Source organism: Microbacterium alkaliflavum (assembly GCF_044325405.1).
Taxonomy (GTDB): Bacteria; Actinomycetota; Actinomycetes; order Actinomycetales; family Microbacteriaceae; genus Microbacterium; species Microbacterium alkaliflavum.
On the sequence record NZ_JBIQWL010000001.1, the window covers coordinates 481,575 to 504,473 of the forward strand.

23 protein-coding genes and 1 tRNA gene are annotated in these 22,899 nt (G+C 70.5%); 19 read left to right on the plus strand and 5 right to left on the minus strand.

Going from position 1 to position 22,899, the window contains the following annotated elements; all coding sequences use genetic code 11:
• Positions 1-18 precede the first annotated feature (18 nt).
• From ACH3VR_RS01950 to ACH3VR_RS02010, 13 genes are all read left to right on the plus strand, one after another.
• Positions 19-1,380 (plus strand): NAD-dependent succinate-semialdehyde dehydrogenase, encoded by a 1,362-nt coding sequence (locus tag ACH3VR_RS01950; protein WP_396639064.1) that lies wholly within the window; start codon positions 19-21, stop codon positions 1,378-1,380.
• A gap of 84 nt (positions 1,381-1,464) precedes the next feature.
• A complete protein-coding gene (locus ACH3VR_RS01955; protein ID WP_396639065.1) occupies positions 1,465-1,902 on the plus strand; it encodes a pyridoxamine 5'-phosphate oxidase family protein in 438 nt (145 codons plus the stop codon).
• Positions 1,903-2,072: 170 nt separating this feature from the next.
• Positions 2,073-2,145, plus strand: a tRNA-Trp gene (locus ACH3VR_RS01960).
• Between the two features lie 45 nt (positions 2,146-2,190).
• Positions 2,191-2,466, plus strand: coding sequence for a preprotein translocase subunit SecE (secE, locus tag ACH3VR_RS01965; protein WP_396639066.1), 276 nt, complete (start codon positions 2,191-2,193; stop codon positions 2,464-2,466).
• A 64-nt stretch (positions 2,467-2,530) separates the two neighbouring features.
• On the plus strand, positions 2,531-3,595 hold the full coding sequence (gene nusG, locus ACH3VR_RS01970; RefSeq protein WP_396639067.1) for a transcription termination/antitermination protein NusG: 1,065 nt from the start codon (positions 2,531-2,533) through the stop codon (positions 3,593-3,595).
• A 207-nt stretch (positions 3,596-3,802) separates the two neighbouring features.
• A complete protein-coding gene (locus ACH3VR_RS01975; RefSeq protein ID WP_396639068.1) occupies positions 3,803-5,305 on the plus strand; it encodes a DUF7927 domain-containing protein in 1,503 nt (500 codons plus the stop codon).
• A gap of 164 nt (positions 5,306-5,469) precedes the next feature.
• Positions 5,470-5,901, plus strand: coding sequence for a 50S ribosomal protein L11 (gene rplK / locus ACH3VR_RS01980; protein WP_018172800.1), 432 nt, complete (start codon positions 5,470-5,472; stop codon positions 5,899-5,901).
• A 14-nt stretch (positions 5,902-5,915) separates the two neighbouring features.
• Entirely contained in the window at positions 5,916-6,605 is a 690-nt protein-coding gene (gene rplA, locus ACH3VR_RS01985) for a 50S ribosomal protein L1 (RefSeq protein WP_396639069.1), read from the plus strand.
• Positions 6,606-6,839: 234 nt separating this feature from the next.
• Positions 6,840-7,964: an ABC transporter substrate-binding protein gene (locus ACH3VR_RS01990; RefSeq protein WP_396639070.1), complete on the plus strand. Its 1,125-nt coding sequence runs from the start codon at positions 6,840-6,842 to the stop codon at positions 7,962-7,964.
• Positions 7,961-9,736 (plus strand): ABC transporter permease, encoded by a 1,776-nt coding sequence (locus tag ACH3VR_RS01995; RefSeq protein ID WP_396639071.1) that lies wholly within the window; start codon positions 7,961-7,963, stop codon positions 9,734-9,736. Before ACH3VR_RS01990 ends, ACH3VR_RS01995 begins: the two co-directional genes overlap by 4 nt.
• Positions 9,737-9,772: 36 nt before the next feature.
• Positions 9,773-10,888, plus strand: coding sequence for an ABC transporter ATP-binding protein (locus tag ACH3VR_RS02000; protein WP_396639072.1), 1,116 nt, complete (start codon positions 9,773-9,775; stop codon positions 10,886-10,888).
• 1 nt (position 10,889) lies between these two features.
• Positions 10,890-12,068, plus strand: coding sequence for a mandelate racemase/muconate lactonizing enzyme family protein (locus tag ACH3VR_RS02005; protein WP_396639073.1), 1,179 nt, complete (start codon positions 10,890-10,892; stop codon positions 12,066-12,068).
• Positions 12,069-12,108: 40 nt separating this feature from the next.
• Positions 12,109-13,257 (plus strand): mandelate racemase/muconate lactonizing enzyme family protein, encoded by a 1,149-nt coding sequence (locus ACH3VR_RS02010; protein WP_396639074.1) that lies wholly within the window; start codon positions 12,109-12,111, stop codon positions 13,255-13,257.
• Positions 13,258-13,307: 50 nt separating this feature from the next.
• Here ACH3VR_RS02010 and ACH3VR_RS02015 read toward each other — a convergent pair whose 3' ends face one another.
• Both ACH3VR_RS02015 and ACH3VR_RS02020 read right to left on the minus strand, forming a co-directional pair.
• Positions 13,308-14,477 carry an enolase C-terminal domain-like protein gene (locus ACH3VR_RS02015; RefSeq protein WP_396639075.1) on the minus strand — a complete coding sequence of 390 codons (1,170 nt, stop codon included), beginning with the start codon at positions 14,475-14,477 and terminating at the stop codon, positions 13,308-13,310.
• Positions 14,478-14,635: 158 nt separating this feature from the next.
• A complete protein-coding gene (locus ACH3VR_RS02020; RefSeq protein WP_396639076.1) occupies positions 14,636-15,400 on the minus strand; it encodes an IclR family transcriptional regulator in 765 nt (254 codons plus the stop codon).
• A gap of 207 nt (positions 15,401-15,607) precedes the next feature.
• Between ACH3VR_RS02020 and ACH3VR_RS02025 the strand changes: the two genes are divergently transcribed.
• The 4 genes from ACH3VR_RS02025 (at position 15,608) to ACH3VR_RS02040 (ending at position 20,535) form a co-directional block, all read left to right on the plus strand.
• On the plus strand, positions 15,608-16,663 hold the full coding sequence (locus ACH3VR_RS02025) for an Ldh family oxidoreductase (RefSeq protein WP_396639077.1): 1,056 nt from the start codon (positions 15,608-15,610) through the stop codon (positions 16,661-16,663).
• The gene (locus ACH3VR_RS02030) at positions 16,660-17,895 is read left to right on the plus strand and encodes an iron-containing alcohol dehydrogenase (protein WP_396639078.1); all 1,236 of its coding nucleotides are present in this window, start codon (positions 16,660-16,662) and stop codon (positions 17,893-17,895) included. The genes ACH3VR_RS02025 and ACH3VR_RS02030 overlap by 4 nt, the downstream gene beginning before the upstream one ends.
• Before the next feature lie 31 nt (positions 17,896-17,926).
• Complete coding sequence (locus ACH3VR_RS02035; RefSeq protein ID WP_396639079.1) at positions 17,927-19,375, plus strand: NAD-dependent succinate-semialdehyde dehydrogenase; 1,449 nt, start codon at positions 17,927-17,929, stop codon at positions 19,373-19,375.
• 113 nt (positions 19,376-19,488) lie between these two features.
• Complete coding sequence (locus ACH3VR_RS02040; protein WP_396639080.1) at positions 19,489-20,535, plus strand: NAD(P)H-dependent flavin oxidoreductase; 1,047 nt, start codon at positions 19,489-19,491, stop codon at positions 20,533-20,535.
• A 10-nt stretch (positions 20,536-20,545) separates the two neighbouring features.
• On the opposite strand, the gene ACH3VR_RS02045 is transcribed toward ACH3VR_RS02040, so the two are convergent.
• Both ACH3VR_RS02045 and ACH3VR_RS02050 read right to left on the minus strand, forming a co-directional pair.
• Positions 20,546-20,830: an acylphosphatase gene (locus ACH3VR_RS02045; RefSeq protein WP_396639081.1), complete on the minus strand. Its 285-nt coding sequence runs from the start codon at positions 20,828-20,830 to the stop codon at positions 20,546-20,548.
• 5 nt (positions 20,831-20,835) lie between these two features.
• Positions 20,836-21,132: a Dabb family protein gene (locus ACH3VR_RS02050; RefSeq protein WP_396639082.1), complete on the minus strand. Its 297-nt coding sequence runs from the start codon at positions 21,130-21,132 to the stop codon at positions 20,836-20,838.
• Positions 21,133-21,185: 53 nt separating this feature from the next.
• On the opposite strand from ACH3VR_RS02050, the gene ACH3VR_RS02055 reads away from it, so the two are divergent.
• The gene (locus tag ACH3VR_RS02055) at positions 21,186-21,539 is read left to right on the plus strand and encodes an iron chaperone (protein WP_396639083.1); all 354 of its coding nucleotides are present in this window, start codon (positions 21,186-21,188) and stop codon (positions 21,537-21,539) included.
• Between the two features lie 9 nt (positions 21,540-21,548).
• Here the strand turns inward: ACH3VR_RS02055 and ACH3VR_RS02060 are convergent, their stop codons facing one another.
• Entirely contained in the window at positions 21,549-21,938 is a 390-nt protein-coding gene (locus ACH3VR_RS02060) for a winged helix-turn-helix transcriptional regulator (RefSeq protein WP_396639084.1), read from the minus strand.
• Positions 21,939-22,017: 79 nt separating this feature from the next.
• Between ACH3VR_RS02060 and ACH3VR_RS02065 the strand changes: the two genes are divergently transcribed.
• Positions 22,018-22,875, plus strand: a complete 858-nt coding sequence (locus tag ACH3VR_RS02065) for an NAD-dependent epimerase/dehydratase family protein (protein ID WP_396639085.1) — start codon at positions 22,018-22,020, stop codon at positions 22,873-22,875.
• Positions 22,876-22,899: the final 24 nt, after the last annotated feature.

Sequence of the window (22,899 nt, forward strand, 5' to 3'; positions counted from 1 at the left end):
ACCGAAACGGAGATCAGCATGAGCGATTACGCCGTCGTCAACCCGGCCACGGGCGAGACCCTGGCGACCTACCCGACGCTCGCCGACGACGCCGTCGAGGCCGTCATCGCGGGCGCGGATGCCGCCTTCCGCACGTGGCGGGACACGCCCGTCGCCGAGCGCGCCGCCCGCATCCGCCGCGTGGCAGAGCTGCACCGCGAACGCCGCGACGAGCTCGCCGCGATCATCGTGCGCGAGATGGGCAAGCCGCTGGCCGCGGCGCTCGGCGAGGTCGACTTCGCGGCCGACATCACCGAGTACTACGCCGACAACGCCGAGAGGGTCACCGGCGATCAGCCGATCGACATCCTCGGCGAGGGTACCGCCGTCATCCGCCGCACGCCGCTGGGCGTGCTGCTGGGCATCATGCCGTGGAACTTCCCGTACTACCAGGTCGCCCGCTTCGCCGCGCCGAACATCGTCGTCGGCAACACGATCCTGCTCAAGCACGCTCCGCAGTGCCCCGAGTCGGCGGCCGCGATCGCGAAGATGTACGACGACGCCGGGCTCGAGGGCGTCTACACCAACGTGTACGCCACCAACGACCAGGCGGCGACGATCATCGCCGACAGGCGCGTGCAGGGCGTGTCGGTGACGGGCTCGGAGCGCGCCGGTGCGGCCGTCGCCGAGATCGCGGGGCGCAACCTCAAGAAGGTCGCGCTCGAGCTGGGCGGGTCCGATCCGTTCATCCTGCTCTCGACCGACGACCTCGACGGCGCCGTCCAGGCGGCCGTCGACGCGCGCCTCGACAACACGGGTCAGTCGTGCAACGCCGCCAAGCGCTTCATCGTGCAGGAGGGCCTCTACGACGCCTTCCTGGAGAAGTTCACGGCCGCGATGACGGCTGCCAAGGTGGGCGATCCCTTCGCGGACGACACCGACCTCGGGCCCCTCTCGTCGCTCACGGCCGCCGAGCGGCTCGGCGCCCAGGTCGACAAGGCCGTGTCGCAGGGCGCGCGCCTGGTGGCCGGCGGCACCCGCGACGGCGCGTATTACGCCCCGACCGTGCTCGCCGACGTCACGAGCGACATGGATGCCTACCGCGAGGAGTTCTTCGGACCGGTCGGCGTCGTCTACAAGGTCGCCGACGAGGACGAGGCCGTCAAGGTCGCGAACGACACGCCGTTCGGACTCGGGTCGTACGTCTTCACGACCGACGAGCAGCAGGCCGAGCGCGTGGCGAACAAGATCGACGCCGGCATGGTCTATGTCAACGTCGTGCTCGCCGACTCGCCCGAGCTGCCCTTCGGCGGCGTCAAGCGCTCCGGCACGGGGCGCGAGATGGGGCTCCTGGCGGCCGACGAGTTCGTCAACAAGAAGCTCATCCGCATCGGCGCGTGAAGATCCCGCTCGGCGGGAACTCGACGGTCGGAGGCGCGCCCTCCGACCGTTGAGACGAGCGCGCCCGCACGACAGGATGGAAGCATGAGCGAAGCCGACGACCCCCTCCACGTTCTGAGCGCCGACGAGTGCTGGGCACGTGTGTCGGACGAGGAGCTCGGCCGGCTCGTGACCCATGTGGGCGACGTGCTCGACATCTTCCCCGTGAACTTCGTCGTCGACCAGGGCACGATCGTCTTCCGCACCGCCGAGGGCAGCAAGCTGTTCGAACTGACCGTCAACGACGAAGTGCTCTTCGAGGTCGACGATCACACCGAGACCGACGCGTGGAGCGTCGTCGTGCGTGGGCACGCGCGCAAGCTCGCGACGTCGGACGAGGTTGCGCGGGCCGACACGCTCGGGCTCAAGCCCTGGCTGCCGACCCTCAAGTACAACTACGTGCGCATCGAGCCGACGACCGTCAGCGGCCGTGCGTTCCAGCGCGGGCCGGAGCCGGAACGGTATGGCGTCTCGGATTATTGACGGATTCTGCGCGGCCGGCCGGCCTCGGTTCGCGGGGCGGGAGGGCATGCCGTACACTGGATCATGCAGTTGAAGTCTGCAATTCTTCGCCGCGCCCGGGTCCCGGGCCAAGCCCTTTACAGCTAGGACGCGGTGCAGAAGTGTGGACATCCCGAGGCCTCCGGGTCTCTAGGGCGGTAGCTCAATTGGCAGAGCAGCGGTCTCCAAAACCGCAGGTTGCAGGTTCGATTCCTGTCCGCCCTGCGCGTCAGCGGAAGCTGGCACATGGAAGGTAATCAGGTGGGTTCGATGGTTCAGGACGAGCCGAAGGGCGAGGTCGTCGCGAAGAGCGAACAGGCCGCTCCCCGCGAGAAGAGGCCCGGCTTCTTCGCGCGCATTGCGCTCTTCATCCGTCAGGTCTTCGCGGAGCTTCGCAAGGTCGTCACTCCGACGCGCCAGGAGCTCTTCAAGTTCACTGGCGTCGTGCTCGGCTTCGTCGTCGTCATGATGGCGCTCGTCTACGGTCTCGATCTGCTGTTCGTCTGGCTGACGACCGTCGTCTTCGGCGTTCCGGCTGGGGCGTAAGCACCCACTGTCGCGACGCGGGCGAGGATCAGTCATCCGGCGCCCACGAACGGAAGAGAACGAAGTGTCTGAAAGATATGTCGACGACGCCGATTGGGCGACCGCCGCTGAGCAGTCCTCCGAGGACGACGAGGCGCAGGAGGGCAACGTGCTCTCCGGGCAGGAGCACTCGGTCGAGCCGGCGGAGCACGTCGCGCTGCACGTCGTCGACGACAACGACGACGAAGACCTCGCCGACCTGGACGAAATCGACATCGACGACCCTGAGGCGGACGCGATCGTGAACGACGCATTGAACCTGGACGAGGCCGCGGAGACCGAAGCCGCCGCCGAGGTCCTCAACGACTCCATCGCCGAGGAGGCCGCCGCGCGCGTCGCCGCCGCGGCCGAAGACATCGACCCCTACGACGGCCCCGACGTCAACGGCGACCCCGACGAGTCCGTTCTCGGCGAGGAGTTCCTCGGCGAGCTCGCCGACGCCGAGGCCGAGGTCGACGCGGAAGAGGAAGACCCCTACGAGGCCTTCCGCGCCGAGCTGCGCCTGCTGCCGGGCAAGTGGTACGTCATCCACTCGTACGCGGGCTTCGAGCGCAAGGTCAAGGCCAACATCGAGCAGCGCAAGTCGACGCTCGAGGTCGAGGAGGAGATCTACCAGATCGAGGTCCCCATGGAGGACGTCGTGGAGATCAAGAACGGGCAGCGCAAGATGGTCACGCGCGTCCGCATCCCCGGCTACGTGCTCGTGCGCATGGAGCTCAACGAGGACACCTGGTCGGTCGTGCGTCACACGCCGGGCGTCACGGGCTTCGTCGGCAACGCGCACAACCCGACGCCCCTCCGATTCGAGGAGGCCTTCAACATGCTGAAGAGCCTCGTCGAGATCAAGGAGACCGCGCCCGCCAAGGCCGGCGCCGCCAAGAAGGGCGCCGCGGCCGCCGCGCGCGTCATCCCGGCCGAGGTCGACTTCGAGGTGGGCGAGACCATCACGATCAAGGAGGGCTCGTTCGCGGGTCTTCCCGGCACGATCAGCGAGATCAAGCCCGAGAGCGGCAAGCTCACGGTGCTCGTCTCCCTCTTCGAGCGCGAGACGCCGGTCGAGCTCAGCTTCGACCAGGTCACCAAGCTCTGACGCACTGAGCGTCAACGCGAAGAGCGGATGCCGTCGGCATCCGCTCTTCTCGTTTCTCCGGCCGCGACAAGCTCGCGCGCGAGGGTTCGTCGTATGCGCCTGTCGACACGCACCGTGCGCGACGCTGCGCTTCGGGTGTACAAAGAGACGCGAAGCGCACCGAGGGGGCCGGCGCTGACGATGTCGTCACGTCTTGGGGGTCCACTCATGTCCGAGATCTTCCGCCGCAGTGCGGCCGCACGATACACACGGCCGGGATCGCCGAGGCGGATCGTCGCCGCGCTGGTCGTCGTCGCCGCCCTCTTCTCCTCGATGACGATGGCCACGAGCGCCGCGGCCGCCACGCCGGCCACATGGACCCTGAGTCAGACGTCGGAGCCCGCCTCGGGGTCCACGGTGCAGCCCGGAGACACCATCAGCTACACGATGACGGTGAGCGATACCGGTGATTCGGGCGTCTCCGGTGCGCTCGTGCAGGCCGACCTCAGCGGCCTGCTGTCGAACGCGACGCTGGGCACGCTCGGAGCGGGCGCCGTGGTCACGGGCACGACCCTCACGTGGACGGTACCCACGATCGCGCCCGGGGGAACCGCGACGCTCAGCTACCAGGTGACCGTGAATGCGGGAGCCTACGGCGTCGTCATGACCAGCTCGGTGACGCCCGAGTCGCCGGGAGGAAGCTGCACGACCGCGGCGCAGTGCACGTCGACGCTCCGCACGCCCGGATGGGTCCTGTCCAAGACCTCCGATCCGGCCTCGGGGGAGGACGTGACGCCGGGCGACACGATCACGTACACCCTGACGGCGACGAACGTGGGCCCTGTGGCGGTGACGGATGCCGCGGCGCAGGACGACCTCTCGGCAGTGGTGCCGTACGCGACCCTCGATGAGGCCGGGCTCGCGGCGGAAGGGCTCTCGTATTCGTCTACGACGCACCTCCTGACCTGGACGGTGCCGACGATCCCCTTGGGCGGAGCGGTCTCCGTCCAGTACACGGTCACGGTCGATCCCGACGTCGCGGGCGTGGCGATCACCAATCTCGCCACCCCGACGGTGCCGGCCGGCAGCTGCGCGAACGCCTCCGACTGCACGACGACCCACCAGGTTCCGCCCCTTCCCGTGCCCGACCTGCGGATCGCCGCGACGGCCGGCGTGACGTCCGTCGCGCCCGGGACGTCGTTCGACTACGAGCTCGACGTCGAGAACGTCTCCACGCTGGGTGCCGCCGGCACGGTCACCCTCTCAGACGCGATCCCGTCGACTCTGAAGGTGACAAGCGTCATCACGGCCGACACGGGATCGCCGCACTGGCAGAACTGTGCGGTCGCGGGCGCCGCCGCGAGCGGCTTCGGCGGGGTGCTCACCTGCGAGCTGTCGGGCGACCTCGGTGCCGCAGCATCCGCTCCCGCCATCACCCTGGCTGTGACGGTCGCATCGACCGCGACCGGCGAGAGCATCGGCAACACCGCGACCGTCTGCTGGCTGAACCCGGCGGACCCCGCCGCTGCCCAGCAGTGTGCGGACTCGACGGCCGTGGTCACCGTCGTTCCCGGTCCGTCGACGCCGCCCGCGGTGGATGACGGTTCGCTGCCGCCTACGGGCGCCTCAGCAGCCCAGTCAGCGTGGCTGGTGCTCCTGGCGCTCGCCGGCGGCGCCCTGATCGCCACCGGTGCTGTGCTGCGCCGATCGCGTCGACAGGGGTCCTCGTAGGCGAATCGGGATCCTCGCGCTGATCAGGTAGACTTGTGTGGTTTGCGTGCCGCTTCGGCGTGCGCGCGAACGGAACCGCGCTCCGGAGATGCCGGATCCGCGGGAGAACGGATGCCCGACGGACTGCTCAGTCTGTCGCCGCACCGCTCGAGAAAGGAAAACGAATGGCACCGAAGAAGAAGGTGACCGGCCTGATCAAGCTCCAGATCAACGCCGGCGCCGCCAACCCGGCCCCGCCGATCGGCCCCGCGCTCGGTCAGCACGGCGTCAACATCATGGAGTTCTGCAAGGCGTACAACGCCGCGACGGAGTCGCAGCGCGGCAACGTCATCCCCGTGGAGATCACCGTCTACGAGGACCGCAGCTTCACGTTCATCCTGAAGACCCCGCCGGCGGCTGAGCTCATCAAGAAGGCCGCTGGAGTCCAGAAGGGCTCGAAGACGCCTCACACGGTCAAGGTCGCGAAGCTCACCAAGGAGCAGGTCCGCCAGATCGCCGAGACGAAGATGCCCGACCTGAACGCGAACGACATCGAGGCCGCCTCGCTGATCATCGCCGGCACCGCCCGCTCCATGGGCATCACGGTCGAGGACTGAGGGGGATAACCACAATGGCTACGAAGTCCAAGGCCTACCAGGCCGCCGCGGCCAAGATCGCCGCTGACAAGTTCTACACGCCCACCGAGGCCGTCGCCCTGGCGAAGGAGACCGGTTCGGCGAAGTTCGACTCGACCGTCGAGGTCGCGCTGAAGCTGTCGGTCGACCCCCGCAAGGCCGACCAGATGGTGCGCGGCACCGTCATCCTCCCGCACGGCACGGGCAAGACCGCCCGCGTCATCGTCTTCGCGACGGGCCCGGCCGCCGAGGCCGCCATCGCCGCAGGCGCTGACGAGGTCGGCGGCGCCGAGCTCATCGAGAAGGTCGCCGGCGGCTGGACCGCGTTCGACGCGGCCGTCTCGACGCCCGAGCTCATGGGCCAGGTCGGTCGACTCGGCAAGGTGCTCGGCCCCCGCGGCCTCATGCCCAACCCGAAGACCGGCACCGTGACCCCCAACGCGGCCAAGGCCGTCGAGGAGATCAAGGGCGGCAAGATCGAGTTCCGCGTCGACAAGCACGCCAACGTGCACTTCGTCGTCGGCAAGGCCTCGTTCACGGCCGACCAGTTGGACGAGAACTTCAAGGCTGCGCTCGAGGAGATCGTGCGTCTCAAGCCGTCGAGCTCGAAGGGCCGCTACATCCAGAAGGGCGCCGTGTCGACCACGTTCGGCCCCGGCATCCCGCTGGACGTCAACGCTCTCTGATCCACGGATCACGCTTCTGGAGGGGCTCCGCCGTAACGGCGGGGCCCCTTCTGTGTTCCAAGGGTCGTGCCGGTCGTTCCCCTATGCGGGACGCCCCGTTGCCGGTTCCCTATGCGCATCGTGAAATGGAGTCACCCCCGCATCGCGTCACACTCCCGGCGCGGGTGATGTCGACGGGCACACGCCCAGCAAGCCCGGCGACCCACGACACCAGGAGATGGCAAAGGAGCTATTGTGAAGCACTTCCGAAGGGTCGCGGCCGCTGCGGTGGCCGCATCCGCTCTCGTCCTCGCGACGGGGTGCGCCGCAGACTCGGCGGCCCCCGCGGATCAGACGCCCGCGTCGGACAAGCTCGCCGAGCTCGTCACGGCGGCGCAGTCCGAGGGCGAGCTGACGTTCTACGGCGACGCCAACGAGACGTCGCTGCAGTCGTGGACCCAGGGGTTCACGGAGAAGTACGGCATCACGGTCAACATCCTGCGACTGCCGGGAAGCGAACTGTTCCAGCGGTTCAGCCAGGAGATGTCGGCCGATCAGCACCAGGCCGACGTGTTCAGCGTCGCCGACCGGGTCTCGATGCAGACAGCCGTCGACAACGGATGGATCGCCGAGTACACGCCGGAGAACGCCGGGTTGTACCCTGCGGACCAGTCCGAGGCGGGCTACTTCTACCCCGTGCAGAACGGCTATTTCCAGACCGTCGCGTACAACCCGACGCTCCTGTCGGCCGATGAGATCAAGATGATCAAGAAGGACCCGATCAAGGCGGCGGGCGACCCGGCGTTCAAGGGACGGGTCGGCGTCAACATGCCGCAGTCGTCGCAGCAGGCCGCGGCGTTCTACTACCGCTACGCCGAGGGCGACGCGGCCGACGAGTACGGATGGGACGCCCTCCAGGCGATCGCCGACAACAAGCCGCTGTTCTACAGCTCGGCCACGCTCATCCAGAACCTCATCGCCGGCGAGTACGCGGTCGCGGTGGCCCTGACCGACAGCCTCGCCGCGCCGCAGGCGCTGCAGGGCGCCCCCGTCGAATTCGTCTACCCGAAGGACACGACGGGAGGCTACTTCGCCGTCGGTTCGGTGGCAGATGCCCCGCACCCGAATGCGTCGAAGCTCTTCATGGAATGGGCCACGACCCCCGAGGCAAACGCGGCGTACACGAAGATCACGCAGACGGTGCCGGCGAACAGCGAGGTACCCGACGAGCGGGAGATCACGGGACTCGACTGGTACAAGGCGCCCGACGTCGCGAACGTGTGGTTCGACTTCACCTCCGACTCGGACTTCCTCAAGGCCTCGTCGGCCGACGGCGACTTCCTGTCGCACTGGAACGAAGTCTTCGGGTACTCGGGATGACCATCCTCGACCGCGCCGAACCCGTCATCGGCCAGGCGGACGGCACCGCGACCACTTCGGTCGCGGTGCCGCCCGCGGGCCGGCGCCGGGCGCTCTGGCGACGTCCTTCCGCTCTCGGCGTCATCGTCCTCATCGTGCTGCTCGGCCTCGTGGCCGGTCCCACCGCGATGGTGTTCGTCGGGGCGGTGCAGAGCAGCGCGCCCGGCCTTCCCGGCAACACGTTCTCGCTCGATGCGATCTACACCGTGTACGTGAGCGGCGAGTACTACGCGTCGCTCATCGGCACCCTCCTGATGGCGGTCAGCGTCGCGGCCCTCTCCACCGTCTTCGGCGGGCTCGCCGCGTGGTTCCTCACGCGCGTCGCGGTGCCGCTGCGGAAGGTGTGGGAGTTCGGCCTCATCCTGCCGCTGTTCCTCTCGCCGTTCGTCGGCGCCCTCGCGTGGATGATGCTCGCGGCGCCCAACTCGGGCATGATCAACGTCAACCTCCGCTGGATGCTGGGCACGAACGCGACGTACGTCAACATCATGACGCTGCCCGGCGTCGTGTTCGTGATGCTGCTCTTCTACATCCCGTACGCGTACCTGTTCATCTCGTCGGCGCTGAAGAACATGGACCCGTCGCTCGAGGAGGCGTCGTACATGAACAGCCGCGGCACCTTCGCCACCGCGCTCAAGGTCACCTTGCCGATCATGCGGCCCGCGCTCGTGGCGTCGTTCTTCTTCGTCGCGGTGCTCGCGACCGGTGTCTTCGTCATCCCAGCGGTCCTGGGGCTCAACACGAGCTTCTCGCCCCTCGCGGTCGAGGTGTACCGCGCCATGACGGTCTTCCCGTCGCGACCGCCGGTGGCCGCGGCCCTCGGCACGCTGCTCTTCTGGTTCACGCTCGCCGGCGTCTTCCTCTATCGCCGCTCCGTGCGCCACGCCAACCGCTTCGTCACCCTCGGCGCACGCGGCACACGGCCCCGCATGGTCCCGATGCGCGCCGGCCGCCACATCGCGACGGTCGTCTTCGGCATCTACGTGCTGCTTGCCGCAGTCCTGCCCTACGCGGTGCTCGTCATCATGTCACTCACGCCGTTCGCGATCACCGACTTCCGGCGCATGACCTTCTCGTTCGACGGCGTCTTCCAGGTGCTGCGCGCCCCCGACGTGATGACGGCGCTCGGCAACACCATCTGGCTCGGCGTGGTCGTGCCCACCGTGACGGTGCTCATCGGCCTCGCCGTCGCCTACGTCGTGGTCCGCGAGCGCGGGCGGCTCGGAGCCGTCGCCGACTACCTGGGCACCCTGCCGATCGCGGTGCCCGGCATCGTCTTCGCGACCGGCATCGTCTGGATGTACGTGCGCTCGCCGATCTACGCCACCGTCCTGCTCATCATGATCGCCCTCATCGGGGCGTACATCCCGCAGGGCGCGAGGTTCGCCAGCGCCGGCCTGATCCAGGTCGACAAGTCGCTCGAGGAGGCGGCCCGCATGAACGGCGCGGGCAAGCTCCGCACGATCGCCACGGTGACGTTCCCGCTCCTGCGGCCGTCGCTCCTGTCGGCGTGGACGCTCCTGTTCGTCTTCGCGACGCGCGAGGTCAACGAGGCCGTCATCCTGGCCGGTCCCAAATCGCGGCCGCTCTCGGTGCTCGCCTGGAACTACGTCGAGCAGGGATCGATACGCAACGCCGCCGTCGTGGGGCTCATCCTCACGATCGTGATGGTGATCGGCATCCTCTTCGCCCGCTTCGTGCTGCGCGCGAAGCTCGACTCGTCCAACCTCTAGGTCCGCCGCGGCGGTCCACGAATGAAGGAAACCCCAGTGAGCAACACCATCGAGCAGGCGCCCCCGACCCAGGCGAAGGCCGCCGCGGGCGCGGCGCTCGTCGTCTCGGGCCTGCGCATCAAATACGGCGAGGTCGAGGCCGTGAAGGGCATCGACTTCACGATCAACCCCGGCGAGTTCCTGACCCTCCTCGGACCCTCCGGATGCGGCAAGACGACCACCCTCCGCTGCATCGCGGGACTCGAGGCGCCGTCCGGCGGCACGATCACCCTCGACGGCAAGCCCATCGCGTCGGCCGACAAGCAGCTGCCGCCCGAGAAGCGCGGCATCAACATGGTGTTCCAGTCGTACGCCGTGTGGCCGCACATGACGGTCGAGAAGAACGTCGGATACGGGCTCAAGGGCCTGGGCAGGACGGATGCCGCCGCCCGGGTCGCCGAAGTGCTCGAGCTCGTCGGGCTCGCACCGTACGCAAAGCGCTACGGCACCGAGCTCTCCGGCGGCCAGCAGCAGCGCGTGGCGCTCGCGCGCGCCATCGTGACGCGTCCGAAGCTCCTCCTCTTCGACGAGCCGCTCTCGAACCTCGATGCGGGCCTGCGCGAGCAGATGCGCTTCGAGCTCCTCGAGCTGCAGCGCACCGTCGGCATCACGAGCGTCTACGTGACGCACGACCAGACCGAGGCGATGTCGATGTCCGACAGGGTCGCGCTCATGCGCGACGGCGTCATCGAGCAGCTCGACTCGCCGCGCGAGATCTACCGCCGCCCCGCGAGCGAGTTCGCGGCGAACTTCATCGGCCGAGCCAACCTCGTGCGCGGCGAGATCGCAGCCGACAGGCTCGCAGTGACCGCGGACGGCGGGGTGAAGGTCGTCGCGCACGAGCCGTACGGCGGCACCGGACCGCGAGTGACGGCCGTGTTCCGCTCGGAGCGGGTCGTCGTGGGCGCCGAGGCGCAGGCGTGCGAGAACACCTGGGCCGCGACCGTCGAGCGCGTCGCGTTCCTCGGGCGGCACATCGATGTCGCGCTGCGGCTGCCGAGCGGCGTGATCCGCGCCGAGGTGTCTGCCGACGTGCAGATCGCGGCCGGCGACCAGGTGTCGGTCGGCGTTCGGGCTCGCGACGTGCACTTCGTCCCCGCCGCGGGGGAGTGACGTGCGGATCGCCCGCGCCGAGACGCTGCACTGCGCCGCCGGAACGCGCGTCTGGGCGTTCCTCAAACTCGAAACCGACGAGGGCGTCACAGGCTGGGCCGAGTTCACCGACGGCGCCTACTCGTCGCGCGGCACGCACGAGGTCGTGACGCGGTACGCGCAGCTGGTCGTCGGCCAGGACCCCATGAACACGAACCGGCTCGAGGCGATCCTGCGCTCGGCCACGCACGAGGCCGAGGAGGGGCTCAACCGCCGGGCGACCGCCGCGATCCTCAATGCGAGCCTCGACATCCGCGGCAAGGCGCTCGGCGTGCCCGTCTCGGCGCTGCTCGGCGGCCGGCTGCGCGACCGGCTGCCGGTGTACTGGTCGCACTGCGGCCTCGGCCGGGTGCGCATGTCGCAGGCCGGCGTGCACCCCCCGATCCGCTCGCTCGACGACATCACCGCCCTCGGCCGCGAAGTGCGCGAGCGCGGCTTCACCGCGCTCAAGACGAACGTCATCCTCTTCGAGAACGGCGGGGCGAAGCTCTACCTGCCGCTGTGGGACCCGTACGGCGAGCCGTCGCTCGAGCTCGCGGACGCGACCATCGAGGGCGTCGCCGAGCTCGTCGAGGCATTCCGCGAGGGGACGGGCGAGGGCATCCGGATCTTCCTCGACACCGTGTGGACCGTCAAGGGCGAGGCGATCCCGCGGCTCGCCCGGCGGCTCGCGCAGACATCGCTCGACTGGCTGGAGGCCGACACGAACGACCCCGAGCAGCTGTTCGCGGCCCGCGGCAACGGCAAGCTCAAGATCGTCTCGGGTGAAGCCCTCTCAGGTGTGCGCGACTACCGTCGCTTCTTCGAGCGGCGCGCCATGGACATCGTCAAGGTCGACGTCGCCTGGAACGGCACGCCGGAGGCGAAGCGGATCGCCGATCTCGCGGCGGGATACGACCTCAACGTCTCGCCGCACAACCCGATGAGCCACCTCATGACGCACATGTCGGCGCAGTTCGGCGCGGCGATCCCGAACTTCTCGATCTTCGAGATCGACGTCGACGGCGTGCCGTGGCGCGACGAACTCGTGACACCTCCCGTCATCGAGGACGGTGCCATGGTGCTGACCGATGCCCCGGGCTGGGGCTGCGAAGTGAACGAGGAAGCGATCCGGGCCCACCCGCCCACGTTCGCGGTCTGAGGACCCGGCAGCCGCCGCGAGACTGAAGAGAGGATGCCCCATGGCATCGGAGATCGTCGCGCTCAGCGCGCGCGTCCACACCTGGCGCTTCGGCGAGCGTCCGCGCGAGATCGGGACGGGCAGCATCCTGCGCCGCGACTTCGTGCTCGTCCGCGTCGACCTCGCCGACGGCACGGTCGGCTACGGCGAGGCCTTCCACGGCCACGCCGGCACCGCGGTCGCCGAGATCGTCAACACGACGATGCAGGAGGTCGTCGTCGGCCGGCGCGCCGACGAGATGCTCGCCGTGCGCGAGGAGACGCGCGAGCGCTTCCTCCTCGCAAGCGGCATGGGCGGCTTCGTGTTCGCGCTGAGCGGCATCGACATCGCGATGTGGGACGCCTTCGGCAAGTCGGCCGGTCAGCCCGCGTGGCGGCTCCTCGGCGGCGCGGAACCCGATGCTCCGGCGTACGCGGGCGGGTTCACTCTCGGCTATTCGACGCCGGAGCTGCTCGTCGCCGACCTCGCCGGCCTCGCCGAACGCGGGTTCACCGCCGCGAAGGTGCGGGTCGGCGACGGATTCGAGGCGGATGCCGCGCGCGTGCGCGCCGCCCGCGAGGCGCTGGGCGACGGCTTCCGTCTCATGACCGACGCGAACCTGGGGCTGAACTACGACACGTCGCGGCTCGCGACGGTGCTCGGAGAGGCCGGCGCGGACTGGCTCGAGGAGCCGTATCCGCCCGGACGGCGCGACGCCTACGAAGCGCTCGCGGCGCTCCGCCGCGTCCCCCTCGCGGCCGGCGAGAACATCTTCGGGGCCGACGCCTTCGGGCAGTGGATCGCCTCCGGCGCCATCCAGGTCGCGCAGCCCGACGTGAGCCGCGTCGGCGGGATCAGAGAGGCGATCCGGGTCGGCCACCTCGCGCAGGCCCACGGCGTGCGGTTCGTGCCGCACATCTCGCATACGGCGCTCAACCACGCCGCGACCCTCACCGCGATGGCCGCCGTCGGCTCCAAGGACTTCTTCGAGGCCGACCCGACCGCCGTGAACCCGTTCCGGCACGACGTCATCTCGGGCGGGGTGACCGTCGCGGGCGGCCGCGCGCGCTTGGGCGATGCGCCGGGGCTCGGGGTCGCGGTCGACGAGGAGCGGCTCGCCGCGCAGTTCCCCGGCGAGGCCGGGTCGCCCTGGCCCCGCGTCCGGCGCTAGACGACCCCGCGGAGAGGGCGCCGGATCGCGGCGCCCTCTCCGCGTGCGCGTCAGTCGATCGTGAGGACGTCGACCTCGTGCGCCGCGATCCAGTCGCGGTCGAGCGGCGTGCCGAGACCCGGACCCGTCGGCACGCCGACGGTGCCGTCGGCGTCGACCTCGTCGAGGCGATCGGCGTAGTCGGCGAAGAACGGGGGAGTGACGAGGGCGAGGCTCGGGGCGACGAGCCCGAGCTCGTAGAAGTTGGAGTTGCGCAGTGAGGCCATGAGGTGCCGGTGCACGGGACTCGTCGCGTGCAGCTCGACGTCGATCCCCAGCGCCTCCGCCGCGTGCGCGATCTTCAGCACCCCGGTCACGCCGCCATCGAGCCCCGCGTCGGCGCGCATGAAGTCGGTGCCGCCGGCGAGCACGTTGTCGACGTGCGGCTGCAGGCCGCGGATGTGCTCGCCCTGCAGGAACGGCGTCTTCAGCTGCTCGCGCAGCCTGCGGTATGCGAAGGCGGAGGTGCCGCCTTCCATGCCCGGGTCCTCGAACCAGTAGAAGCCCGCCTCGTCGAGCGCGCGACCCACCGTGAGGATGTCGCCGAACGTGCGGTACGCGCCGGACGGGTCGAGCATGAGGGCGATGTCGGGGCCCACGGCATCCCGGACCGCGTGCACGAGTTCGATCTCGCGCCGGATGTCGCCGTCGTTCCAGCCGTGCAGCTTGATGGCCCGATACCCGAGCGACACGCAGTGCCGCGCGAACTCCGCGTACTTCGCCGGGGTTCCCAGAGGGCCGGTGCCGGCATCGTCGCCGAACAGCGTCGACGCGTAGGCCGGGAGCCGCTTGCGGTAGCCGCCGAGCAGCTCCCACAGCGGTGCGCCGTACGTCTTGCCCGCGATGTCCCACAGGGCGCAGTCGAGCGGGCCCAGACCCAGCTGGTCGTACTTCCGCCACACGCGCCGCAGGTCGTTCCAGATGCGCTCGCGCTCGAAGGCGTCCTGGCCGACGAGCCACGACGCAACCGAGGCGATGTGGTCGGCGGCGTGGCCGTTGATGCCGGTCGTCCACGTGTACTCGCCGGTGATCCCGGCATCCGTCCGGATCTCGAGCACGTAGCCCGTCTGGGGCGTGACGCCGCCGTCGTAGGCGGTCGGGTAGAACCCGGCCTCCTGCCGGCGGCCGGTCGCCTCCCATTTCATCTTGCGGAGGGTCACGGATTCGATGCGCTGTGCCACGGGGTCATCCTCACGGCCGCCCGCGTCGGGCGGCCAGGGGGCGTCCCGCTCTCCGGATCGACGCGTGCCGGGACTCGGACCCGCCTCGGGGCGCCGAGCGGGTCAGACCAGGCGCGCGGCGCCGAGCGGGTCGGACCAGGCGTGGGGCGCCGCGCGTGTCAGACGAGGCTCGGGGCGCCGAGCGCGTGCGAGAGCGCCCGCGACGACGCCAGGACGACGCCCGAGAAGCTGCGCGCCTGGCTGCGCGAGGTCGCACCCGTCACCGAGAGGGCGCCGACCACCCGGCCGGTGCGGGCGAAGATCGGCGCCGCGACGCAGAAGAGGCCGAGCTGCGACTCCTCGAAGTCGTACGCGACGCGCGAGTTGCGCACGCCGACGAGCTCGCGCCGCAGCGCGTCGGGATCCGTGAGCGTCTTCGGCGTGAGGCGTGTGAGCGGGCCTTCCAGCACAGAGTCGACGAACGCTGTGCTGCTGTACGCGAGGATCGCCTTGCCGAGCGCCGTGCAGTGCATGGGGAGGCGTCCGCCGACGCGCGAGTGCGGCACCTTGAGGTCGCGGCTGTTGATCTTCTCGATGTAGATGATCTCGCTCCCCTCGCGGACGGCGAGGTTGGAGGTCAGGTGGGTGATCTCGTTGAGCGAATGCGCGAACGGGATCGCCAGCTCGCGCAGGCGGGCGTGATCGGGCACGAGGTGGCCGAGCTCGAAAAGACGCACCCCGAGCCGCACCCCGTTTCGCCCCTTTTCGAGCGCGCCCCACGCGAGCAGATCGCCGACGAGCCGATGCGTCGTCGACTTGGGCATTCCCGTGCGCCGGGCCATCTCGCTGATCGAGAGCTCGCTCTCGTCGGGGGAGAACAGCTCGAGCAGGGTCAGACCCCTCGTGAGTGAGGATTCCGCTTCACGGCGGTCAGGCGAAGACATCGTGCATTCCTTCCGGGCTGCCCTCATTATGATCCCGCGCCACAGGGCTCGGGTTGGCACGGGCGTCCTGCATGGTGGGACCCGGCCTTCGATGCCGCGGGCCCTTGTGGTGACAATTGCCGGGCGATGAGGCGCCGCCACGAGGCGCCTCGCCGTCGCGGTCGGCGCGCCGATGCCTCCGCGAGACGACAGGAAGGCGGACGCGGTATGGCATCCGGGACGGAAGTGCGGCACATCGACGCCGGCACCGCGATCGAGATCGCTTCGGCGGCGCTGATGGGTGCCGGAGCCGGACCCGAGGCGGCGGGCCTGCAGGCCGCGCACCTCGTCGAGGCCGAGCTGCGCGGGCATCCCTCCCATGGGCTTCGTCGCCTGCCGACTCTCGTGGGGCGCATGCGCGCGGGACTGCTCGACCCGAATGCGACGCCGACCCTCACGTGGGGCTCGGTCTCCGCGCTCGTCGTAGACGGCAACCGCGGCTTCGGCCCCGTCACGGCGTACGCGGCGATCGAGGCGATCCAGGAGCGCGCCCGCGAGACCGGCGTCGCGATCGCGGCGCTGCGGCGCACCCACCACCTGGGCATGCTCTCGCCGTACGTCGAGCGCCTCGGCGAGCACGGCTTCATCGGCATCGTCCTCTCGTCCACCGAGGGGCTCGTGCACCCGTGGGGTGGCGTCGGCCCGCTTCTCGGCACCAATCCGCTCGGCGTCGCCGTCCCGACCGCCGACGGCGGAGTCACGCTCGACATGTCTACCGGCGCCGTCTCGGCCGGCAAGATCCTCGACTTCGCCGAACGCGGTCTTCCGCTCCCCGACGGCTGGGCCGTCGACGAGGACGGCCGCGCGACGGTGGACGCGGATGCCGCGACTCGCGGCGCGATCTCGCCGTTCGGCGGCGCAAAGGGCTACGCGCTCGGACTCACCCTCGGCGCGATCGTGGGGGTGCTCACCGGCACTGCGTACGGCCCCGACGTCAAGGGCACGCTCGATGAGACCCACCCCGTCACGAAAGGCGACATCATCTGCGCCATCGACGTCGCGGCGTTCGGCCAGCGGCCCGGCTCCACCGAGCTCGCGTCATACCTCGAACTGATCCGGGCGAGCGGCACGGACGGCCGTCGCGTCACGGTACCCGGCGACCGTTCGCGCGCGGCCCGCGCGCACGCGGTCGCGGACGGCTTCGACGTCCTGGACGACTTGTGGCTCGGGCTGGAGGGGCTCGCCGACGAGCACCGCGAGGCTCCGACAGGGGTGCGCGCATGACCGGCATCGGCGTCCTGCGCCTTCCGCGTGACGTGCGTCTCGGGTTCGGGCAGCGACACGCCGTGCCGGCGCTCGCAACGGGGTTCGGGTCTCGTATCGCCGTCGTCGCCGACCCGTTCCTCGCGGCGACGCCCGAGTTCCGCGAGATCGTCGCGGCGATGGAGGCCGCAGGCGCCCGGACGCTTGTCGTGACCGACGTGCCCGCCGAGCTTCCCGTCCCGGCGGTCGTCGCGGCCGCCGACACCGTCCGCGACTTCGCGCCCGACGTCATCGTGGGCTACGGGGGCGGGAGCGCCCTCGACGCGGCCAAGGTCGTGGCGCTGCTCACGAGCCACCCCGGACCGGTGGACGCCTACTATGGCGAGAATGCCGTGCCGGGGCCCGTCGTGCCGCTCATCGCGGTGCCCACGACCGCGGGCACGGGCAGCGAAGTGACCCCCGTCGCTGTCGTCTCCGACCCGGGGCGCGAGATGAAGGTCGGGATCTCCAGCCCCTGGCTGATCCCGACGATCGCGATCGTCGATCCCGAGCTGACGCTCGCCGCGCCGCGGGGGGTCACGACCCACTCCGGAATCGACGCCTTCGTCCACGCCGTCGAGTCGTTCACGGCGGCGCCCCTCGACATCGGCCACGACGCCGTCATCCCCGTCTTCGTCGGCCGCAACGACCTCACCGACGCCGTGTCGCTGCAGGCCGCGGGCCTCATCTTCCGGGCCCTCCCGCGTGTGCTCGACGAGCCCGGCGACCGCGAGGCCCGTGCCGACATGGCGCACGGCAGCCTCCTCGCCGGCATGGCGTTCGGCGCCGCGGGCACCCACTTGAGTCACGCCATCCAGTACCCGGTCGGCGCCCTCACGCACACGCCGCACGGCCTCGGTACGGGCGCGCTGCTGCCGTACGTCCTGCAGGCCTGCCGCGACGTCGTCCCGGATCGGCTCGCGCAGCTCGGGCAGGCGCTCGGCCTCGACGCGGGCGGAGACCTCGCTGACCGCGCGCAGTCGGCCGTCGACGCCGTCGCCGACCTCTGCGCGCGCATCGGCCTGCCCGTCTCGCTCACCGAGCTCGGCGTGACACCGGCCTATCGCGACCGGATCGTCGAGCTGGCGCTCCAGTCGCGGCGGCTCATCGGCATCTCGCCCGTGCCCGCCGACGTGCAGGTCGTCGGCGCGATCGTCGACGCCGCGATCGCGGGAGACCGCGCCGCGCTCCGCTCCGTCCCGACACACCCCTGACCCCCGGCATCCACTCATCGGAGGATCGCTCATGACCCCGCTCACCCAGACCACGCGCCTGTTCGCCGAGCTCTTCATCGACGGCGAATGGCGCGCCGGCGCCGACGGAGCGACCTTCCCCGTCGTCGATCCGGCGACCGGCGACACGATCGCGGACTTCGCCGCCGCGACGGCCGACGACTGCGAGGCGGCCGTGCGGGCAGCGGATGCCGCGTTCCCGGCGTGGTCGCAGACGTCGCCGCGCGAGCGCTCCGAACTCCTCTACCGCGCTTTCGAGATCCTGCGCGCCGAGCGCGAGACGTTCGCCGAGATCATGGTGCGCGAGAATGGGAAGGCCTGGTCCGACGCGATCGCGGAGGCGAACTACGCGACGGAGTTCTTCCGCTGGTTCGCCGAGGAGGCGGTCCGCGTGCCCGGCGACTTCCGGCTCTCTCCCGCCGGCGACAAGCGCATCGTCGTCGCGCGGCAGCCCACGGGCGTCGCGCTGCTCGTGACGCCGTGGAACTTCCCCGCTGCGATGGCCACGCGCAAGCTCGGGCCGGCGCTGGCCGCCGGCTGCACGGCGATCCTCAAGCCGGCGCGCGAGACGCCCCTCACCGCCGCGTTCATCGTCGATGTGCTGCACCGCGCCGGCGCGCCGAAGGGCGTCGTGAATCTGGTGACGCCCGTCCCGACCGGGCCCCTCGTCGCCGCCATGATCGCCGATCCCGCCGTGCGCAAGCTGTCGTTCACGGGCTCGACCGAGGTGGGTCGCGAATTGCTGCGCACGTGCGCCGACACGATCGTCAGCACGTCGATGGAGCTCGGCGGGAACGCGCCCGTCATCGTGCTGCCCGGCGCCGACCTCGACGAGGCCGTTCCCGCGGCGCTCCTCGCCAAGATGCGCAACGGCGGCGCGGCGTGCACCGCCGCGAACCGCTTCTACGTCCATGAGAGCCTCCACGACGAGTTCGTCCGGCGGATGGCCGCCGAGCTGTCGACGGTCGCCACCGGGCCGGGACTCGACCGCGACAATCAGCTCGGCGCCCTCGTGTCGGCCGTCGAGCGCGACAAGGTCGCCGCACTCGTCGAGACGGCTGTCGCCGAGGGCGCCCGCGTCGTCGTCGGGGGAGCGTCGATCGAGGGCGGCGCGTTCTACGAGCCGACCCTGCTCGACGGAGTCCGGCACGGCGACGCCATCACGCGCACCGAGATCTTCGGGCCCGTGACAGCCGTCGTCTCGTACCGCGAGGTCGGCGACGCCGTCCGGATGGCCAACGACACGGAGTTCGGGCTCGTCGCCTACGTCTTCGGCCCGGAGCACGATGCGCTGCGGGTGTCGCTGCGCCTCGACACGGGCATGGTCGCGGTCAACCGCGGCGTCCTCAGCGACCCCGCGGCGCCGTTCGGGGGCGCCAAGGAGAGCGGACTCGGGCGCGAGGGCGGATCGGAGGGCATCCTCGAGTACCTCGAGGAGAAGTACATCGCGCTCAATCCCTGAGCCGTCCCCGCTCGTGACGAACGGGGACGGCGAGGGCACGACAGGGGTTGGCGTCGACACCCCGCCGAACGGCGCCGCGCGGCCGTCCGGGCGGTGCGAGTAGCGTCGAACTCGTGACGGAGCGACTCCAGGACCTTTTCGGAATCGACGAGCCGATCGTGCTCGGGCCGTTCGGCGGGCTCTCGTCGATAAAGCTCACGGCCGCCGTGAGCGAAGCGGGGGGCCTCGGTTCGTACGGCCTCTACGGCTATGCGCCGGAGCGCATCCACGAGACGATCGCGCAGCTCCGGGATGCCACCTCCCAGCCCTTCGCCGTCAACCTCTGGCTGCCCACGGGCGACGAGGCGACGCCCGCGGAGGTCGACCTCACCCCGTCGCTCGCCGCGCTGAAGCCCCTCTACGACGCCGTCGACGTCGAGCCGCCGAGCCCGCCGACCGCCTTCCTCCCCGACATCCGCGATCAGCTCGAGGCGGTGCTCGAGGCGCGGCCGGCGGCGCTGTCGGTCGTCTTCGGGATCCCCGCAGCGTGGCTCGTCGAGGCGGCGCGGGCACGCGGCATCCGTCTCATCGGCACCGCGACCAGCGTCGCGGAGGCGCGTGAGCTCGATGACGCCGGCGTCGACGCGATCGTCGCGACCGGAGCCGAGGCGGCCGGCCACCGTGTGTCGTTCCTGCGGCGCGCCGAGGACTCGCTCGTCGGCACGTTCGCGCTCGTGCCGCAGGTCGTCGACGCGGTCGGCGTGCCGGTCATCGCGGCGGGAGGCGTCGCGGATCGACGCGGCGTCGCCGCGGCGTTCGCGCTCGGCGCGTCGGGGGTGCAGGTGGGAACGGCGTTCCTGCGCACCCGCGAGTCGGCTGCCCCTGAAGCACACCGGCGCGCGATCGCGGCCGCGGGCGACACCGCGACCGTGCTGACCCGAGCCATGAGCGGACGGCTCGCGCGCGGCATCCCGAATCGTGCGATGCGCGACATCGAGACGACGGGGATCATCGCCCCGTTCCCCGCGCAGAACTGGCTGACCGGCGTCTTCCGCGCCGCCGCGGCCCGACGCGACCAGGGTGAGTTGCTCTCGCTGTGGGCAGGGCAGGCCGCAGCGCTCGCGACGCGCGACGACGCCGCGGACGTGTTCGCCGAGCTCCGGGCGGGCGTGCCGCGCTGAAGCAGCGCCGTCAGGCGGTTCGGAGCACCTCGAAGCCCGACTCCGCGGACGGGCTCCGAGGGGAGGCATCCGTCACCTGCGCGCCGGTGACCTGCGAACCGGGAGGACCTTCGGCCATCCACGCGAGCACCTCGTCGACGGGGCCGTCGTCGCCCTCGAACTCCGCCTCGACGCTGCCGTCGCGGCGGTTGCGCACCCAGCCGACGACGCCGGCCTCCATCGCGACGATCTTCATCGTGTAGCGGTAGCCGACGCCCTGGACGTCGCCCGAGACGATGACGTGGACGCGGCGCACGGCGCTCAACTCCAGGGGACGAGGTCGAGTTCCTGGAAGTCCGCCACCTCGGGCACCCACCGGGAGGCGACGAAGTCCTGGTGCGCGGCGTGCGCGTCATACGCGGCGTAGGCGTCGGAGTCGGCGAAGACCATCGAGAACTGGAAGCGGTGCGCGCTCTTCGGGCTGACCTGGCGCGAGATCACGAAGTCCTGCACGCCCTCGATCGATGTGAGGATGCGCTGGGCGTCGTCGAGGAAGCGGCGCTCGTCGGCAGACTCCGCCGGGTGGACGAGCGTGAAGGACACCGTGTGCCGGATCATGGTTCGACACTATCCGGATGCGCCGGCGGCGGCGGCGATGCCAGGATGCCTCCATGGGAACCGTCGACGACTACCTGGACGAGCTCGCGCCCGGCGACCGCTCCGCGATCGAGAAGGTCTACGCGATCGCCCGCGACGAGGTGCCCGAAGCCGAGCAGGGTAAGGGCTACGGCATGCCGGCGCTCGTCTATCGCGGCAAGCCGCTCATCTCGGTCATGCGCGCCAAGAAGCACATCGGCATCTACCCCTTCAGCCCCGCAGCGGTCTCCGCCGTCGCCGACGCCGTGGGCGCGGTGCCCGGGACGGGCCTCGACAAAGGCACGGTGCGGTTCCAGCCGACCGATCCGCTCCCCGACGACATCGTGCGGGCGCTCGTGCTGGCGCGCCGGCAGCAGATCGACGGCTGAGCACCGAGCTCAGTCCGCCGGCGCGGCCCTCTCCCGCGCCGCGAGGAGCTCGGGCACATGCAGCTCGGCCCATGCGCGCATCGTCTGGATCGGCTCGAGCAGCGACAGGCCGAGCTCCGTGAGGGCGTACTCGACCCGCGGCGGCGACTCGCGATACGCCTCCCGGGAGATCAGGCCGTCGGTCTCGAGCGCTCGCAGCGTCTCGGTGAGCACCTTCGGAGTCACGACCCCGATCCGGCGCTTGAGGTCGGTGAATCGCAGCGGCCGCCCGTCGGCGAGCGCGAGGATGACGAACATCGTCCAACGCTCGCCGATCCGCCCGAACACGACACGGCTCGGGCAGTCGGGCGCGAGGACGTCCATCTCGGTGACGACGCGCGCCGTCGGCTGGTCGTTCATCAGACCTCCACGCGGGCTCTTCGTTACGTCAAGGGAAGTTCCTTTGAAGTAACCGGTATCAAATCCATACCGTTGGCGTATGAGGATTCTACTGACCGGTTCCACCGGCTACATCGGATCGGCCCTGCTCGAGCATCTCGTCGACTCGGGACACGAGGTCGTCGCCGTCGTGCGCACGCCCGAGGCGGCGACGCGGATCGCCGAACAGGGAGCCGAGGCTGCGCTCGGCGACGTCACCGACACGGCCTGGTTCGCTGACCGGCTCTCCGGCGTCGACGCCGCCGTGCACACGGCGGCCCCTTCCGCCGGCGCCGCCGGGTTCAATACGGCGGTCGTGGATGCCGCGATCAGGGCGTTCTCGAGAACGGGCAAGCGGTTCGTCCTGACGAGCGGCATCTGGCTGTGGGGTGCGGGAGCAATCACGGAGGAGGCGCCCCTCGATCCGCCGGCCCTCGTCGCGTGGCGGGCGCCCATCGAGGAACGGCTGCTCGCATCGGACGTGGATGCGGCCGTCGTCGCGCCCGGAGTGGTCTACGGCAGGGGAGCGGGCCTGCTCGACCTCGTCGTCGACGGACCTCGAACTCCCTCGGGCGAGCTCGAGCTCATCGGCGACGGCGCGCAGCACTGGACCTGGGTGCACGTCGACGACCTCGCGCGGCTCTACGAGCTCGTGCTCACGGCGCCTGAGCCGGTCGGCCGGGTTATCGCCTCCGACGGATCTCCGACGACCGTCCGTGCGGTCGCGGAACGCGCCGCGGGCGAGGCAGGCGTCGTCGCCGGCACCGTCGCGGCCGCGCACGAGCGTCTCGGTGTCGCCTTCGCCGATGCCCTGCTCCTCGACCAGCGTGCCTCGGGCGCGAGAGCGCGGTCGCTCGGCTGGGTTCCGGTGCACACGAGCGTGCTCGACGAGGTCGCACTCGCGGCATCCCGCTCCTGAATCCGGTGGGGTGCCGCGTGATCG